Origin of the sequence: Vibrio galatheae, from assembly GCF_000967545.1 — a bacterium.
GTDB lineage: Bacteria > Pseudomonadota > Gammaproteobacteria > Enterobacterales > Vibrionaceae > Vibrio > Vibrio galatheae.
Map to the genome: position 1 here is coordinate 50038 of NZ_JXXV01000026.1, position 17481 is coordinate 67518.

12 protein-coding genes are annotated in these 17481 nt (G+C 46.1%); 7 read left to right on the forward strand and 5 right to left on the reverse strand.

Annotation, left to right across the window (positions count from 1 at the left end; all coding sequences use genetic code 11):
* The first annotated feature begins 113 nt into the window (after positions 1-113).
* Complete coding sequence (locus TW81_RS14975) at positions 114-1412, forward strand: alpha/beta fold hydrolase (RefSeq protein ID WP_045956541.1); 1299 nt, start codon at positions 114-116, stop codon at positions 1410-1412.
* 38 nt (positions 1413-1450) lie between these two features.
* On the opposite strand, the gene TW81_RS14980 is transcribed toward TW81_RS14975, so the two are convergent.
* Positions 1451-1831, reverse strand: coding sequence for a VOC family protein (locus tag TW81_RS14980; protein WP_045956542.1), 381 nt, complete (start codon positions 1829-1831; stop codon positions 1451-1453).
* Positions 1832-2130: 299 nt separating this feature from the next.
* On the opposite strand from TW81_RS14980, the gene TW81_RS14985 reads away from it, so the two are divergent.
* From TW81_RS14985 to TW81_RS14995, 3 genes are read left to right on the forward strand one after another with little or no spacing between them, the layout of a single operon-like run.
* On the forward strand, positions 2131-2370 hold the full coding sequence (locus TW81_RS14985) for a hypothetical protein (protein WP_045956543.1): 240 nt from the start codon (positions 2131-2133) through the stop codon (positions 2368-2370).
* A 41-nt stretch (positions 2371-2411) separates the two neighbouring features.
* Complete coding sequence (arfB, locus tag TW81_RS14990) at positions 2412-2825, forward strand: alternative ribosome rescue aminoacyl-tRNA hydrolase ArfB (RefSeq protein WP_045956544.1); 414 nt, start codon at positions 2412-2414, stop codon at positions 2823-2825.
* A 46-nt stretch (positions 2826-2871) separates the two neighbouring features.
* Positions 2872-3486 (forward strand): START domain-containing protein, encoded by a 615-nt coding sequence (locus TW81_RS14995; RefSeq protein ID WP_045956545.1) that lies wholly within the window; start codon positions 2872-2874, stop codon positions 3484-3486.
* A gap of 76 nt (positions 3487-3562) precedes the next feature.
* Here the strand turns inward: TW81_RS14995 and glgB are convergent, their stop codons facing one another.
* The 3 genes from glgB to TW81_RS15010 all read right to left on the reverse strand — a co-directional run bounded on the left by glgB (position 3563) and on the right by TW81_RS15010 (position 10662).
* The gene (gene glgB, locus TW81_RS15000; RefSeq protein WP_045956546.1) at positions 3563-5740 is read right to left on the reverse strand and encodes a 1,4-alpha-glucan branching protein GlgB; all 2178 of its coding nucleotides are present in this window, start codon (positions 5738-5740) and stop codon (positions 3563-3565) included.
* Between the two features lie 185 nt (positions 5741-5925).
* Positions 5926-8106: a 4-alpha-glucanotransferase gene (malQ, locus tag TW81_RS15005; protein WP_045956547.1), complete on the reverse strand. Its 2181-nt coding sequence runs from the start codon at positions 8104-8106 to the stop codon at positions 5926-5928.
* A 102-nt stretch (positions 8107-8208) separates the two neighbouring features.
* A complete protein-coding gene (locus TW81_RS15010) occupies positions 8209-10662 on the reverse strand; it encodes a glycogen/starch/alpha-glucan phosphorylase (RefSeq protein ID WP_045956548.1) in 2454 nt (817 codons plus the stop codon).
* A 569-nt stretch (positions 10663-11231) separates the two neighbouring features.
* Between TW81_RS15010 and malT the strand changes: the two genes are divergently transcribed.
* A complete protein-coding gene (gene malT, locus TW81_RS15015) occupies positions 11232-13940 on the forward strand; it encodes an HTH-type transcriptional regulator MalT (protein ID WP_045956549.1) in 2709 nt (902 codons plus the stop codon).
* A gap of 75 nt (positions 13941-14015) precedes the next feature.
* Here malT and TW81_RS15020 read toward each other — a convergent pair whose 3' ends face one another.
* Entirely contained in the window at positions 14016-14372 is a 357-nt protein-coding gene (locus TW81_RS15020; RefSeq protein WP_045956550.1) for a YibL family ribosome-associated protein, read from the reverse strand.
* A gap of 208 nt (positions 14373-14580) precedes the next feature.
* Here TW81_RS15020 and TW81_RS15025 point away from each other — a divergent pair, with 208 nt between their 5' ends.
* Both TW81_RS15025 and TW81_RS15030 read left to right on the forward strand, forming a co-directional pair.
* On the forward strand, positions 14581-15348 hold the full coding sequence (locus tag TW81_RS15025) for a DUF4344 domain-containing metallopeptidase (protein ID WP_045956551.1): 768 nt from the start codon (positions 14581-14583) through the stop codon (positions 15346-15348).
* A 420-nt stretch (positions 15349-15768) separates the two neighbouring features.
* A complete protein-coding gene (locus TW81_RS15030; RefSeq protein ID WP_045956552.1) occupies positions 15769-17430 on the forward strand; it encodes a methyl-accepting chemotaxis protein in 1662 nt (553 codons plus the stop codon).
* Positions 17431-17481 lie beyond the last annotated feature (51 nt).

Here is a 17481-nt window from a genome sequence, read left to right on the forward strand (position 1 = left end):
ACTGACAGTTATTTTCTCTACTACTGAGAACTCACTCAGCGAAACTAACATTGGTATACCTTGAGCAACACGCTAAGATAGCGCCACTTAACGTCACGGATGTAACTATTATTATGAACAATGCTCAACCGTTTATTGATGCCGGTGTCAAATACACGCCACACTATTTTCAGGTTCCGTTAGATTATTCCGATCTCAGCCAAGGCAAGATCACCGTTTTTGCGCGTGAACTGTCCCTAAGCGCCGATGGCGACAGCACAAAACCTTGGTTAGTGTACTTTCAGGGTGGCCCTGGGTTTCCTTCCCCACGCCAGAACGGAAACAGTGGTTGGGTAACACGCGCATTGCAAGAGTATCGCGTGCTACTGCTCGATCAGAGGGGAACAGGTAACAGTAGCGTCATCTCTCACCAGACGTTGGCGCACCTATCTTCGGAAGAGCAAGCGCAATATCTGAGTCATTTTCGCGCCGACAATATCGTCCGTGATGCGGAATTTATCCGTGAAGAATTCGGCGTTAAGCAGTGGTCTATTCTCGGACAAAGCTTTGGGGGGTTTTGTTCACTGACTTATCTGTCTCTTTTCCCTGAAAGCCTGTCACGCAGCTATATCACCGGTGGCGTACCTTCGATATCTCGTCATCCTGATGATGTTTATCACGCCACATTTAAGCGCACAATGGATAAGAACCAAGCGTTTTTCCAACAGTTTCCGAAAGCACAACAACTGTGTAAACAAATCGCCGATCACCTGCTTGAGCATGAAGAATTTCTGCCCAACGGCCAACGCTTTACCGTTGAACAGTTCCAACAGATTGGGATTAATTTTGGCGTAAGTGATACCTTTCTACCCACTTACTACGCGTTAGAAAACGCGCTGATTGAAGTCAATGGCAAACCCCAGTTACGCTATGAATTTCTTAATAGCATGTTGTTCGAGCAAGGCTTTCAGACCAATCCTATTTATGCTCTGTTGCATGAGTCGATTTATTGCCAAGGCTTCGCCTCCAACTGGAGTGCGCACCGAGTAAGACAAGAGCATGATGCTTTCAACTACGATAAGAGCAAGCCTTTCTATTTCACTGGCGAAATGGTGTTCCCTTGGATGTTCGACCAATACCAAACGCTGCAACCACTAAAACAGGCGGCGGAGTTAATCGCCAGCAAGCAAGATTGGTCAGCCTTGTACGATGCCAAGCAGTTAGCCAGCAACAAGGTGCCCGTAAGTTGCGCGGTCTATGCGGATGACATGTTCGTTGAGATGGATATTAGCCGCGAAACACTGACAATGATCCCGAATGCCAAGGCGTGGATTACCAATGAGTATGAGCACAATGGGTTGCGTGCCGATGGTGAAAAGATCTTAGACAAACTCATCGCAATGGGTGAGCAAACTGCCGCAACGCTAATTTAGATAGAACGACTAGCCCCCTGTCGCGGGGGCTAATTTTCTCAGCTCATAGAGTGAAAGCCGATCATGTTGCCTTCGGTATCAGCTGCAATAGAGATAAAACCATACTGACCGATAGCAAATTTAGGTTGCATCACTTTGCCACCCGCGGCTTCAACTCTGGATTGCTCATTGGCACAATCTTGGCACGAGAAATAAACTAGCGTGCTGTTTCCTCCTGCCGAAACGCCTTCCATTTTAGCCAGCGCACCAGCGGCTCCGTATTGTTCCATTGACGACGGAAACAACCACATCTCGAGATTCATTTTTGCGTCATAATCAAGCTGCTCTAATGACGTCTGCAACACGGCCTCATAAAAGGCTTTTGCGCGCGGCATATCATCAACATAAATTTCAAACCAACCTACCGGATTCATTTGCATGCTACCTCCTTGAGCGATCTATGTAGCTTTATAAAACTAGTGCACATATGGATGAATGCCAGTATCAATATTGATTATTATCGGTTATTGGTGCTTAAGTGAGCATGTGTTCGAGTAAACGATGGTACCCATCTATTCGTGCGCTGCCGCTTGCCTTAGAAATAATCTGGCAAAAACCGGTGCCAACACCTTGAAAAATCAAAAATTAAAAGCCAGAAACTGTGACTAAAATATAAATCTAGTTGCATTATTGTGTGGTATTTTTGAGCCTAAACTAATAACAACAAGTGACAACTAAGATGGCTATTCAATATTGCGAAAAGTGTGGCAAAGAGACCGAGCACAAAGAACTCATCAAACAGAAACCGTCAAAGTATGGCAAGAGTCGCAAGGAAAAATTCAAAGAATTTCTGTCGGGCTTTTTAGCGGGCGTAGCGGTTGGGCCGGCACTTGCGTCTATAGAACTGATTGATCGCTACGTAGTATGCCAAGAGTGCGGACATAAAAAGCTTGAAAATCATGGCGAAGAGTTTCAGTGAGGTTAGAATAGAGTGTTCATTAATTAACTCGCTCTAACAGCATGCTAAAAATCTCAAACACAGTCACGCTGCAATCGTGGGAAATTCAACTCACGGCAATTCGTGCCCAAGGCGCTGGCGGACAAAACGTCAATAAAGTCTCCAGTGCCATTCATCTGCAGTTTGATATCAAGCACTCCAGTTTGCCGAGTGTATATAAAGAGCGGTTGTTGGCATTAAGCGACTCCCGCATATCAAAAGACGGCGTGATTACAATTAAGGCGCAGCAGTTTCGGACTCAAGAGCAAAACAAAGAAGATGCACTTAATCGATTAGCCGAGCTGATTCAATCCGCGATGGTGGTGCAAAAGAAACGCCGTGCAACAAAACCCACTCGTGCCTCGAAAGAGCGGCGTTTAAAGAGCAAAAACATTAAGTCTCAAACTAAATCTCTCCGTGGCCGAATCTCCCATTAGTTTCAACGTCATGTAGAATAAGTTGAGGATGCTTAGGATTTTGACCATGACACACTTAGGGAAAAGTATTGTTGTCTTCGCCATATGCACGGCGAGTTTTTCGTCAGCTAAGCCTGTGGCTAACTGGAAGTTTGAGAGTGATGAGAATGGCATTACCATCTACTCTCGCGAGCACAGTGACGGTTTAGTCGAAATCAGAGCAAGAATGTTTGCCCCAACCAGCTATAACGCCTTTCTTGCGCTGCTCGAAGATACGGAAAACGTACCCAACTGGATAGATAACGTCAGCCACAGTCGTGTGATCAGAAAAATATCTGAGTCTGAAAATATCGTTTACACCCAGTTTTCCGCACCTTGGCCAGCTAAAGACCGAGATATGGTCACTTATTCTCGCTATAAAATCGACGATATTGGCTTTACGCTCGACATTCAGGATGCGCCACCAGCCAGTTTACCCGAGCAAGAGGGCTACATTCGGATTACGGCAGTCAAAGCGACGTGGACACTGCAAAAACTTAACACAGGAAATACTTTGATTGAATACATTGCCTACGCAGATCCCGGTGGTGCTCTACCCGATTGGTTGGCCAATAAACTCGCCAAAGAGAGTGCACGTAACACGTTTGAAGGATTAAGAGCACAACTGCCCAACTATCAGTAGTTTTGCCAGCCAAACGCGAGGAAAGCGTATCTATCCTGCAATAAAAAGCCCAGCGACGGCTGGGCTTGTGTAAAGGTTAACTTAGCTTATAAAACACCGTTGCCAGTGGTGGCAATCTTAAGTGTATAGACTGTTCTAGCCCTTCACTTTCGACCGCTTCCGTCTTGACCGAATCAAACACCTCAAACCCACTGCCGCTGTACTTCTCATCATCAGAATTGAGCAGCAACTGATAAGTGCCTTTGTGGGGTACACCGAGTCTAAACGATTCATGTGGTACTGGCGTGAAGTTGGTCACGACGAGAATGCGCTCACCACTGTCACTCAAACGCTCATGAGCCAAGATAGATGCTTCATCTGCATCTTGTAAGCGCCACTCAAAGCCTCGCGGTTCACAATCAAGTTCATGCATCGCTTTTTCATTACGATATAGATGATTCAAGTCACGCGTTAGTGCTTGAACACCTTGGTGACGTTCAAAATCAAGCAAGAACCATTGCAGTTGATCATCGTGATTCCACTCTGCAGTTTGGCCGAATTCCGTGCCCATAAAATTAAGCTTCTTGCCCGGCTGAGCATACATGTAGCCTAAATAAGCACGTAAGTTCGCCGTTTGTTGCCACTCATCACCCGGCATCTTATTGTGGATAGAGCCTTTGCCGTACACCACTTCGTCATGAGAAAGTGACAACACGTAGTTTTCGCTGTGAGCATAAACCAACGGGAAAGTAACGGTATTGTGATGGTACTTACGATGCACAGGGTCTTGTTGGATGTAAGAGAGTGAATCGTGCATCCAGCCCATATTCCATTTAAAACCAAAGCCTAAACCGCCCATAAAGGTTGGCGCCGAGACACCAGGAAAAGCGGTTGACTCTTCAGCAATGGTCATCGCATTCGGGAAGTACTTGTACACTTCCTCATTCATCCATTTTAGGGTCGCGATTGCATCGTAGTTTTCATTGCCACCATCGATGTTAGGTACCCATTGATCGTGACTGCGCGAGTAATCGAGGTATAGCATTGAAGCAACAGCATCAACGCGGATACCATCAATATGGAACTGCTCGAACCAATACAGCGCATTCGAGACTAAGAAGCGACGAACGTGTTCACGACCAAGATCGTAAATATAGGAGTTCCAATCTTGGTGCCAGCCGCGACGTGGGTCCGGGTCATGGAACAGTGGCGTACCATCAAAGTTGGCTAAGCCGTGGTCATCAGATGGGAAGTGCGCTGGCACCCAATCTAATACCACGCCAAGACCGGCTTGGTGGCATTGATCAACAAAATATTTAAAGTCATCAGGTGTACCGAAGCGGCTGGTGGGTGCAAACAGACCAACAGGCTGATAACCCCAAGAGCCGTAGAATGGGTGCTCTGATACTGGCATCAACTCAATATGCGTGTAGCCCATATCGACAAGGTAAGGAATTAGCTGCTCAGCCAACTCGCGGTAGTTGAGAAAATCACCGTTGGCCGCTCGTCGCCACGAACCCGCATGGAGTTCATAGAAAGAGAGTGCTTCTTTACGCTTTTCTGTCACTGCGCGGTTTTGCCACTGGCTATCTTGCCACTGATAGCGGTTGTGATCATAAGTCACCGAGGCAAATGATGGGTACTGCTCAGCGTAAGCACCCCATGGATCCGCTTTGTGCGGTAAACCCTCGCCGTTCGGGCCTTTTAGCTCAAACTTGTACTGAGTGCCTTCAGCAAGATTCGGAATAAATATTCCCCAGATACCGTAGTCGAGACGTTGCATTGGGGTACGACGTCCATCCCACTGGTTGAATTCGCCGACTAGGCTACAAGCCGATGCATGCGGTGCATAAACAAGGAATCGCGTTCCTGAGATCTGCTTACCACCTCGCTCAAGCGTAATAAACTGAGCGCCCATGTGCTTGTACATTTCTTTTGGTGTATGCAGATCGTCGTATTCAGCGTAAATGTTGTGATACTGATAAGGGTCATCAATCAGTTGTTCAGTGCCATTCCAATCCACGGCCAGCAAGTAATGAGTTAAGTGAAGATCTTGGAATTGCTTAAGGATAAAGCCCGATGCGTCTTCGCGATCTAGCTCTATACGCTCATGGTCAATCACTAACTCAACTTTATCTGCCCCCGGCATCCATACCCGCAGCGATCCGTGCTTTGGGTCAATAAACGGGCCGATAAAGGAAAATGGGTCAGCAAACGTAGCGTGTGAAAGTCGGTTATAACTCTGTGTCGCCTTATCTAACGTTGTTTTTTTCAAGTTGCCTCTCTCCCTAACCTAACTTTCAAATTCCGAAATGGTTCGGTTGTATTATTTACAGGTCTATGACCTAAAAAGCCCGCTAGGCAGCGGGCTTAATTAGCGTTTTTGCAGTTTACCGAATTCCGGCTCTACATAGAGTGATGTAACCGTAAATTTTCCATGTACCGCCTGTAACGAGTTCACTATTTGCTTACTTTAGCTCTTACTTCGGTGAGCTTTTGAGCAATACGATTTACCCCTTCCTGAGCGAACACTTCATCAAGGTTCATCGACAGTTTACGTCGCCAGTTCGGATATTCGTTTACCGTGCCAGGAATGTTGACCGGTTTATCCATCTCTAGCCAATCTTCAAGCTGAACGCTCAGCAGCGTCGAAGCACCCGCGGCAACATGAAGCTGTAGCGCTTCGGCAAGGTACGAATCCATAGGCACATATTGGGCATCGCGGCCAACACCTTCAGGTAGATAACCGTGCCATGCCACTGAATCTAGAATGCCTTGTTTACACTCTAGACGGTCAGCAAACAGACCTTTTAGCTGCTCAGGATCAGGATACAAACCTAACTCTTCGCCCAACTTAAGATCGTCACAGTGCCAGAAACCACGTAATGTTGGCATATCGTGGGTACACAGCGCCGACATTGACTGCGGTGCATAGTGAACTGGTGAGATAAAGCCACCGTCTTCTTCTGATGTTTCGAAGAAGAATACCTTGTACGAATGCACACCTGCATCACGTAAGATATCAACGATTTCGTCGGGCACTGTGCCTAAATCTTCACCAATGACACTACACTGATGGCGATGTGACTCAAGCGCTAGAATTGCCAGCATATCTTCAACTGGGTAGTAGATGTACGCACCTTTGGTTGCGTTTTCACCTCTCGGAATCCACCACAAACGCAGTAAACCTAGCACGTGGTCAATACGCAAAGCGCCACAGTGCTTCATGTTCGCACGCAATAGCTTGATGTAGGCGTCGTAACTCGTCGCTTGAAGCACTTGAGGGTTTAATGGTGGCAGACCCCAGTTTTGACCTAGTGGGCCTAGGATATCTGGTGGCGCGCCAATGCTTGCGTCCATCACTAGGTTGCCGTTATCGGCCCAAGTTTCTGAACCTGAATCAGCAACGCCCACAGCTAAATCGCGGTATAGGCCAACCGACATGCCTTTCTCTTCAGCCAGAGCTTGAGCTTCTTTGATTTGTGTATCGGCGATCCACTGCAAGTACATGTATAAGTGCACTTGGTCTTGGTTTTTCTCAATAAAACTTTGTACCGCGCTGTTGTCGAACTTGCGATACTCTTGCGGGAAAACAGGCCAACCCCAAACATTCGAATCTTCAGCATGCAATTTGGCATGCAGCGCATCAAATGCCGCCTGATGAACTAAGCTTTCACCGCCTTCTTCAACGAATGCCAAGAACGCTTGTGCACGCTCAGAGTTCTTTTCTAGATGGCGTTTCTTAAACTCAGCAAACAGCTGTGGCAGCACGCTCATTTTTAAGTTCGCGACTTCGGTGTAGTTCACCCAATGTGATTCACGTGCTTTTTGCAGACGCTGCTGGAACTCTGCACTGCCTACTTTTTGCTGAGCTTCAATGCTCAATGCAAACTCTGGTACTGAACTCACATCGATATACATGATGTTCAACCAACGACGCGATGAAGGGCTATATGGACTTGCGCCCTCTGGGTTGGCTGGGAACAGTGAATGAATCGGGTTTAGACCAACAAAGTCGCCTCCGCGTGATGCAATATCTGCTACTAGCTGCTTCAGGTCACCAAAGTCACCGATACCCCAGTTATGTTGTGTACGTAGAGTGTAGAGCTGAACACTCGGGCCCCACATTTTTTTGCCATTGAGGATACCATCTTGTTTGAAACACGCTTGTGGTGTCACAATCAAGGTCATCTCATAAGGGGCTTTGCGACGCTTACGAGTGATAGTCAGCTTGTGGTAACCCCAAGCAATATCTCTCGGTAATGCAAACACTAAAGGGCCACCCTCTTTACGCTCATCACGTACGATTTGCGACTGAAGATAGCCTTCAAGTACCTCTCCTTGTTCAGTGTCTAGACGCCAGCTGAACTCACTTTCGCGAGCGCTTGAACCGAGGTTCAGGGATACTTCCACTGGTTCACCGTCACGAACAACCAACACTGGATCCAACACATCTTTCTTGTGTTTTTTCTCAGCGGAAGCCAGAAGAGTCTCATCATTTGTCGTGTCATAGCCTAAAGACGCAAGTAAGTGACGAATTGTTTCGTCTTCAACTTTGGCTTCATCTCCCCACGCGCTAACGTAGCTGTCGGCAATTCTCGCCATTTCAGCGACTTGTTTTAATGCGTTTTGTTGTTTCATCGCTCTCTCCGAAGGACTGCTAATACCTTCAAAATGTAGGGTTGTTAAATCATTATAAAGAGTAGAGCCAAGGCGAATCGCCTTGGCTTTTTTTTATTTCAATCAGCGCTTAACGGCTTCTAATTTCCAAATGTTGTTCACATAGTCTCTGATCGAGCGGTCAGAGGTGAACTTGCCGACTAGGGCGGTATTGAGAATCGCTTTCTGCGCCCAACCCGCTTGCTCTTGATACTGTTTACCCATATCTTCATGTGCTTGAACATACGAAGCAAAATCAGCCAAACATAGGTATGGGTCACCACCATCCAATAAGCTATCGTACGTCGCGCGTAGTAGACCTGGTTGACCTGGTGTGAACTCATCAGTCAGCAGTAAGTCTAGCGACGCTTTTAGCAATGGATCGGCATGGTAGTAGTCGTAAGGGTTGTAACCTTGCGCCTTAACCGCTTGAACACCATCAACGTCTAGACCAAAGATGTAGATGTTGTCATCACCAACCTCTTCACGAATCTCAACGTTTGCGCCATCCATAGTACCGATGGTCAACGCGCCGTTCAGAGCCATCTTCATGTTACCTGTACCAGACGCTTCTTTACCCGCTAGAGAGATCTGCTGTGACACATCAGCAGCTGGGATGATGATTTCCGCCATGCTAACGCGGTAATCAGGGATAAATACCACTTTCAGTTTGTTGCCGATGCGTGGGTCATTGTTCACTTTCTCTGCCACCTTGTTGATTGCGAAGATGATCTCTTTCGCTAGGTGGTAGCCTGGTGCCGCTTTTGCAGCGAAGAAACATACGCGAGGCGTACACTCAAAACCAGGTTCATTAAGAATGCGGTGGTATAGAGACAAGATATGCAGTAAATCTAGGTGCTGACGCTTGTACTCGTGTAGACGTTTGATTTGCACGTCGAAGATTGCATTAGTATCGAGTTCGATACCCATGTTGTCTTTGACCCATTTCGCCAAACGCTCTTTGTTCTGTTTCTTCACTGCCATGAATTCTTGTTGGAATTTCGCGTCAGTTGCAAACTTAGCAATACCTTCAAGCTGCTCTAATTTTGCTGGCCACTCACTACCGATCTTATCAGTAATCAATTGAGATAGACCTGGGTTACAGAATTTCAACCAGCGACGAGGAGTAATACCGTTAGTCACATTGGTCAGTTTACCTGGGAAGATTTCATTGAACTCAGGGAACAAGTCTTTCTTAACCAGCTCAGAGTGAAGTGCTGCTACGCCATTCACTTTGTATGAGCCAATCACACAAAGGTTAGCCATGCGCACCATGCGATGGAAACCTTCTTGGATGATAGACAACTTAGCTTGTTTCTCACCGTCACCCGGCCACATCTTACGAACTTCTTGCAAGAAACGGTGGTTGATTTCAAAGATAATTTCCATGTGACGAGGAAGTAAACGCTGGATAAGCGATTCTGGCCAAGTTTCTAGTGCTTCTGGAAGTAGCGTATGGTTGGTGTAGGCGAATGTGTTCGCACTGATTTCCCACGCTTTATCCCAAGAAAGACCTTTCTCATCGATCAGAATGCGCATTAGCTCTGGAATCGCAATAGTTGGGTGCGTATCGTTAAGCTGAATAGTTTCTTGCTTAGGCAAATCAGCCAGTGCAAAACCTGCATCTTCGTGACGACGTAAAATATCGCGTACCGAAGCCGCTGAGTGGAAGTACTGCTGCATTAGGCGCAGAGTCTTGCCTTTCTCGTGGTTGTCATTCGGGTAAAGAACTTTAGTAATGTTACCGGCATCAATCAAAGCGTGTTGCGCTTCAAAGTAATCGCCGTTGTTGAAGCTCTCTAGCGAGAATGGCGCAATCGCCTGACATTCCCACAAACGTAGCGGATATACAGTGTTTGACTCGTAGCCGACAATAGGTAGATCCCAAGGCATCGCTCTTACTGACATACCCGGAACCCATTTACGCACTTCTTTGCCGTTTTCGTATGTCACTTCGACATGGCCATAGAAGCCAATTTCTTGTGCCAATTTCGGACGAGCCACTTCCCACGGATAACCTTCCACACCACGCCAAGCGTCTGGTGCTTCTTTTTGGCGGCCATCTTGGAATGATTGCTTAAACAGTCCGTATTCATAGTGCAGGCCGTAACCGACCGTCGGGAATTCTTGCGCAGCACATGAATCCATAAAACACGCAGCCAAACGACCCAAACCACCGTTACCCAATGAAGGATCGCGCTCTTCTTCTAACAGGTCTGTTAGGTTTTGGCCTAACTCTGCCATCGCGTCAGTGATTTGATCATATAAACCTAAGCTGATCAGGTTGTTGCCTGTTAGGCGGCCAATCAAGAACTCTAGCGAGAGGTAGTTAACACTTTTGGCGTTTTTGATTTTTGGATCTTGCTCAGTTTTCAGCAGATCCAGCGTTGTGAGTTCAGCAAGCGCTTTACCCATAGCAAGATACCACTCACGAGGAGTCGCTGTTTCTTCAGTCTTAGCATACGTCGCTGAAAGGTGCATTTTCACATCAGCTTGAAATGTCGCTTTATCAAAATTTTTCTGTTGCGTAGGTTTCATTAGAGAAATCTCACTTATTGGTTCAAATCCATCTGTGCCATATCGTGCATTGGCATGAACAGCAAAACATCCTCCTAACCACACCGCATTTTGGGAGGAGGGCATAGGGCGTAGAGGGCGTAATGCCAAGGGCTCAGTGATCTAACTCTCATTTAAATTCGACATCACCCGCACTCGGTTGATAGGGATCACACCATCAACTTAATTACCTTATAACTGATGTATTAAAGATATGTGTTTTCGGATACAAACAATTGAACAATATGCATACTCGATCACAATAAGAATGACTATAATATGAAAATTGCACACCTTTTGGTGCAATCATTCGCTCATATGAGTCTACAAACCCGACCATTAAGTGACACTCGTCACACAATTGGGGCGTAGTTGGTATCAAAATGTGAAATGCGCGAAAAACCGGCCGTTGATCAATAACTGCGGGCTTAATTCTCAAGTAACATCCTTGCCAATAAGCTTAATAGAACAATATATGCACAGCTGCATCCGGTTTAATTGGATGCACATCGTCCTATGATCCAATAGGCCATAGCATAGGGATTAAAAACATGTGGATTCCTTCTAAATTGACTCGCCCAGCACGCTTGCATAACGCCATCGTGCGACCTAGGGTGCTAGACCTGCTTCAACAGGCGCCGTTTTATAAGTTGGTACTGTTTCGCTCACCAGCTGGCTATGGAAAAACCACGATGGCTGCACAGTGGCTGTCAGACAAATCTCACGTTGGCTGGTATAGCATTGATGAAAGCGACAACGATTCATTTCGCTTTATCAACTACATGCTGCAAGCCTTGAACAAGGCGACAGACGGCAGTTGCCCAAATTCGCAAAAACTAGCGGAAAAACGCCAGTTCTCTTCATTGCATTCTCTATTTGGTGAAGTGTTCACAGAGATGTCTAATTTCCACCAAGAATGCTACTTGGTACTGGATGATTATCACCTGATTGCAGATGATGAGATTCACGAAGCGATGCGTTTTTTCCTCAAACACATGCCTGATAACGTCACTTTAGTCGTGACAAGTAGAGCGGCTCCGCCTCTTGGTACCGCCAACCTACGTGTGCGCGATCTGATGATAGAAATTGGTGATGACCTATTAGCGTTTGATACCGAAGAAACCACACGCTTCTTTAACCAGCGCGTTGCTGACGGGATTGATGATATAACCGCAGACAATCTACGCAATTATGTAGAAGGTTGGCCATCGGCGTTGCAACTTATCGCCTTGCAAGCTCAACATCAGCACAAAACATTGGCTCAATCTGCTGAGTCATTTTCGCAATTTAACCATGCGCATTTATGGGACTACTTGGGTGAAGAGGTTTTTGATCTATTAGACAAAGAAACACGTTTATTCCTGCTGCAATGTTCTGTGCTAGATCATTTCAATGACCAGCTTGTGAGCGAGCTAACCCAGCGTGAAGATGCGTTAAACATGATTGAGTCACTTAATCGTTTTGGTCTATTTATCCACCCACTGGAAGGCGAACAAAACTGGTATCGCTTCCATAATCTTTTTGCTGACTTCTTAGCCCATGAGCGCACCGCCCGCATCCCACAGCAAGAAAAGCAGCTACATCAGATCGCGGCAAAAGCTTGGCTAAATCTTGCTGCGCCTCATCAAGCGCTACGCCATGCTCAAGAAGGCAACAACAACCAACTCACTGCGGATATTTTGAGCCAGTATGGTTGGAAGATGTTTAATGGTGGAGAACTGAGAACACTCGAAAAAGCGATTAATTCTCTCTCGTCACAACAGCTTTATAGCGAACCTAAACTGTGCATGCTGCAAGCTTGGTTAGCGCAAAGTCAGCATCGATACAACGAAGTGGGTGAGTTGCTGTCAAAAGCCGATGAGCAGATGACACATTTCAACGTTGTACTCAGCGCCAAAGAACAAGGCGAATTCAACGCACTAAGAGCACAGGTCGCGATTAACCAGAACGAACCCGAAAAAGCACTTGAACTCGCCGAATTGGCGCTCAGTCAGTTAGACAACACGGTTTATCGCAGCCGCATCGTGGCAACATCTGTGGTTGGTGAAGTCAACCATGTTCTTGGTCATTTAAGCCGCGCACTGCCTATGATGCAGCAGACAGAAAAATTGGCGCGTCAATATCAGGTATACCATCAAGCGCTGTGGGCAATGTTGCAACAAAGTGAGATCTTAATTGCTCAAGGGTATGTACAAGCCGCATACGAAGTTCAGGATAACGCTTTCAAGTTGATCGAAGAGCATCAACTTCAGCAAGTGCCTCTGCATGAATTCTTGCTCCGCGTTCGCGCCCAAATCTTATGGTGTTGGAATCGACTGGATGAAGCCGAAGATTGCGCTTACAAAGGACTCCATGTTTTAGGCGATCATAGCCCAAGTAAGCACTTACACTGTTACTCAATGTTGGCTCGAATTGCCATAGGCCGAGGTGAGCTGGATAAAGCGGGTAAATTCATTGAACATATTGCTCATTTGCTCAAACAGTCGACCTATCACGTCGACTGGACAGCCAATGCATCTTTGTCATTGATCCTATTTTGGCAAGCTAAGAGCGACTTAGACACCATCCAGCAGTGGTTGGACACGACCGTTCGCCCGCATAGCGCCTGTAACCACTTTACGCAACTTCAATGGCGTAATATTGCTCGTGCTCAAATCGCATTGGAGCAATACGCCGACGCTGCTGAAACGCTCGCGTTCTTGCAGCAGCAAGCCAAACACAATGAACTACTGACCGATACCAACCGAAATTTAATCGTTCAAACCGTATTGGCAACTGAACAAGGTGATGAAGCTAGTGCAAGCGAGTATTTAAAACGTGCACTGGAGCTCACCAACCAAACTGGCATGTTAGGTAACTTCCTAGTCGATGGAAGCAAAATTGGTCATATTCTTGAGAAGCTCAACCAGAAAGGTGAACTGGGCGACTTAGAGCGCCACCGAGCCCAACAGCTTCTTAAAGACATCTCCACCAATCAGCGCAGTAGCTCTGTCCATTTTGATGAGGAATTTGTCGAAAAGCTGGTTAATCATCCAAACATTCCTGAATTGGTGCGCACCAGTCCACTCACACAGCGTGAGTGGCAGGTACTTGGTCTGATTTATTCAGGTTTTAGCAACGAACAAATTGCGCAAGAACTGGATGTTGCGGGCACAACCATCAAAACGCACATTCGTAACTTGTATCAAAAGCTCAATATCGCCAATCGAAAAGAAGCGATTAAGACCGCCGAGAACTTGTTGCAATTGATGGGTTACTAACTCATTGAGCATACGATAAACAAAAAGAGCCAGTAACTTATGCTACTGGCTCTTTTCAAATCTATCATTGGGCGATTAAAACTTCTTCGGCGCGTATCCTGTCATCACTTTGAGTTGCAGCTCTTTACCCAACTTCGTCATTGGGTGAACAACCACTAACCCTTTCACTGATTTTTTTAACTTGCCCATATCCGCTTGTTCTGCTTTGGTTATCTCACGAGAAAACGGCATATCTAACAGGCTCTTACGCTCTTTGTTAATATCGTAACTCTGTTTGTGCTTCATCGAGTTCGCCTTTTTAGTCAGCTTTGCAATATCATCAGTAAATTTAGTGATCATATCTTGGTCACCACGGCCTTTGGCTGCCTCTAGTTTGCGTTTGCAGCTATCGAGACGGTTATTGATATTTTGTAGTTCTTGCTTAAGGCTCATGGTTACACTCATATTAGAAACGGAAAGGGCGGCGAGTGTAGCACAAGCCCACTCACTGCCCTAATTATAATCAAACCAAAACTGTTGTGGTTAGTGAATATTATTAGAATTACTTTGCTAGTCCTTGCATGAAAGAAGTACAGCAAGTCAAAAGCCAAACTTTATGTCACTATTAACTTAGGCAATCTATGTAAAGGGTCAATACGCTATGTCTATACGCTCTCGCTTACTGTTGCTGCCGATTCTGGCGGTATTCACCATCCCAGCTTTCGCCTCTGACAAAATAGTGATTCGCTATCTCACAGCAAAATCTCAGGCTGAAGCGGACATCAAAACAAGCATCGAGCAGAGTGGCGTCAATCAAACAATGATTGAGCTTGCTAACAATCGCTTTCCCTACCGTCAAACGCTAACCATAGAATATGGCAGCGAACAAGGCCCTCTATACGATCCCGACCAACATCTAGTGCAGATACCCTATCAATTTTACCAACAGGCGTTGGACTATTTTAAACACAACAAATATGACGAAAAATATGGCAAATCCGCACAGTCAGGGGCTATGGATACGCTACTTCACACCTTGCTCCACGAAGCTGGGCATGCCTACATCGCAGACCAGAAAATACCGATACTCGGCAAAGAAGAAGATGCCGTTGATAACTTTGCCGCCATGATCATGATTGAATATGTTGACAATGGTGACGATGCAGCAATTAGCGCAGCAGATATGTTTGCTTTTGAGTCTGAAGATAGACCCGACTATTACGATTTTGGCGAATACATTGATGAACACAGCTTTGATTTACAGCGTTATTTTTCAACGCTGTGCCTCGTCTATGGCAGCGATCCAGAAAAACATCAGGATCTGCTCGATGAAGTCGAAAATGACTACCTCGCCGAGCGAAAAGATTTTTGCGTATTCAATTACAGCAACGTTGCGCAAAATTGGCACACTTATCTAAGTGACGATTAGACTCCTATATTCCTCACGGATTAGACACTCAAAATTCTCTGTCACTTGGTTTAGATGCGCTCGACGCAGCATGGAAACTCGTGGGAAAGGTTGGCTGTATGCACCGTTACGATAACCACTTATCCGACCGATGGCGGACTGGGCCTATCTAACATTTACCAATGATCGATACAAGATATCTAAGTTACTGACTGGGAATGCGAAAAAGATCAATGCTTTCTCTAGATTGGACTAATGTCTAACACGCAAGACCTGTAAACACATCAAGATTCACATTCCTCGGCCGATAAATTGTCTAATCTTAATAGATAAACTTTTGGTCTACATGAACGATTCCAAATAATAAGTTCGAAGCCTAGTTAACGTACCCTAGTATGTCGCGAAGCGGAGACACAATTATTACTAGAACAGGATGTTTGTATGAGTCTTACTATTCGTAGCCGCCTTTATATTTTGGCACTGGTTCCACTGCTAATCATTGCAATCGGTATGTTAAGTTTTACCTACATGAAAACCACCGAGCTCAATAATCAGCAACTAGAAGTTACCCGCGCTAACCTTATCAATATGAAGAAAGCGGAGCTTAAAAATTACCTGCAAATGGCACAATCTTCGATTCAGCCTTTCCTCGACAAAGGCGCTGATATTAGTGAAGCGCTTCCTACCATTCGAGCTCTAGAATTTGGCGAGTCTGGCTACATTTTTAGCTACGACTCAAAAGGGGTACGCATTGCGGTAGGTAAAAGCGAGGCAGGCATTGGCGACAGCTTTTGGAACCTGCAAGACAAGCAAGGTAACTATCTGGTTCAAGACTTGATTCGTAACTCTAAAACCGGTGATTTCACGACTTACTACTTCCCGAAGCCGGGCGAAACGGAAGCTTTGCCTAAACTTAGCTATTCGATATATGTGCCGGAGTGGGATCTAGTGCTAGGTACGGGTTTCTACACTGATGATGTCGATGCCGTGGTCGCGAAAATGGAATCTGACACCACCAATGCTTTAAATACCACCCTAACTGCAATCATGATTTTTTGTATTGTCATTGCGGTTCTGGTTGCGATATTTGCCGTTGCGGTCAACAAAACCATTATGCGCCCACTGGAAATGTTTGATGCATCCATTAACTCATTCGCCAGTGGTGATGCTGACCTAACGGCACGTATGGATGACTTCAAGGCACCAGAATTCTCCCAACTGAGTAAGAACTTTAACGCCTTTGTGGCCAGCCTACAGACGATTATTCGTAGCGTCAGTGACGTCGGCCAGCAAGTTGTTGCCGAAACAAACAACATGTCTATGCGCGCCGCCAAAGTAGATGAACTCGCTTCAGGGCAACGCGAAGAGACAGAACAAGTTGCCACAGCCATGACTGAGATGACCACGACCGCGAGTGAGATTTCCAACAACGCCAGTCAAGCAGCAGACTCAGCAAAAGAGGCTGATGACAACGCGAAAGAAGCGCAAGGTATTGTTAACTCAGCCGCTCAATCAGTTCAGGCTTTGGCAGAAGAAGTATCGCAAGCCAACAGCGTTATTTCCCGCTTAGAGGGTGACGTACAAAATATTTCATCTTCACTTGAAGTGATTCAAGATATTGCCGAACAAACCAACTTATTGGCTCTCAATGCAGCGATTGAGGCGGCACGTGCAGGTGAACAAGGTCGCGGCTTTGCAGTGGTAGCGGACGAAGTGAGAAAACTGGCCAGTCGAACTCAAGACAGCACGGGTGAGATTCATCAAATGATTAATCAACTCAAAGCGGCTTCTGATGATGCAGTTAAAGCCATGGAGTCGAGTCAGAAACGCGGAGCGAGCACAGTTGAAGAAGCCAACGCTGCGGCGCAAGCGCTAATAAAAATTCAGAACTCCATTGGCACCATCATGGATATGAACTCATTGATTGCCACCGCCACAGAAGAGCAAAGCTTAGTCGGACAAGAGATCTCGCAACGCATTGTGGTGATTTCAGACCAAAGCTCTCAATCAGCAGAGCTAGCTAACGAAAACCGCACAGGTAGCCAAGAGCTCAATCATCGAGCTAACGAGCTGTATGAATTGGTTGACCGCTTCACGGTTTAACCGCTAGAAAAATAAAAGCGCCCCAAAGATTGGGTAATGCCAGTCAGTTAA

Coding starts and splice junctions, on each gene's coding strand:
- TW81_RS14975 (WP_045956541.1), top strand. CDS start 114: ATGAACAATGCTCAACCGTTTATTGATGCCGGTGTCAAATACACGCCA.
- TW81_RS14980 (WP_045956542.1), bottom strand. CDS start 1,831: ATGCAAATGAATCCGGTAGGTTGGTTTGAAATTTATGTTGATGATATG.
- TW81_RS14985 (WP_045956543.1), top strand. CDS start 2,131: ATGGCTATTCAATATTGCGAAAAGTGTGGCAAAGAGACCGAGCACAAA.
- arfB (WP_045956544.1), top strand. CDS start 2,412: ATGCTAAAAATCTCAAACACAGTCACGCTGCAATCGTGGGAAATTCAA.
- TW81_RS14995 (WP_045956545.1), top strand. CDS start 2,872: ATGACACACTTAGGGAAAAGTATTGTTGTCTTCGCCATATGCACGGCG.
- malQ (WP_045956547.1), bottom strand. CDS start 8,106: ATGAAACAACAAAACGCATTAAAACAAGTCGCTGAAATGGCGAGAATT.
- TW81_RS15010 (WP_045956548.1), bottom strand. CDS start 10,662: ATGAAACCTACGCAACAGAAAAATTTTGATAAAGCGACATTTCAAGCT.
- malT (WP_045956549.1), top strand. CDS start 11,232: ATGTGGATTCCTTCTAAATTGACTCGCCCAGCACGCTTGCATAACGCC.
- TW81_RS15020 (WP_045956550.1), bottom strand. CDS start 14,372: ATGAGCCTTAAGCAAGAACTACAAAATATCAATAACCGTCTCGATAGC.
- TW81_RS15025 (WP_045956551.1), top strand. CDS start 14,581: ATGTCTATACGCTCTCGCTTACTGTTGCTGCCGATTCTGGCGGTATTC.
- TW81_RS15030 (WP_045956552.1), top strand. CDS start 15,769: ATGAGTCTTACTATTCGTAGCCGCCTTTATATTTTGGCACTGGTTCCA.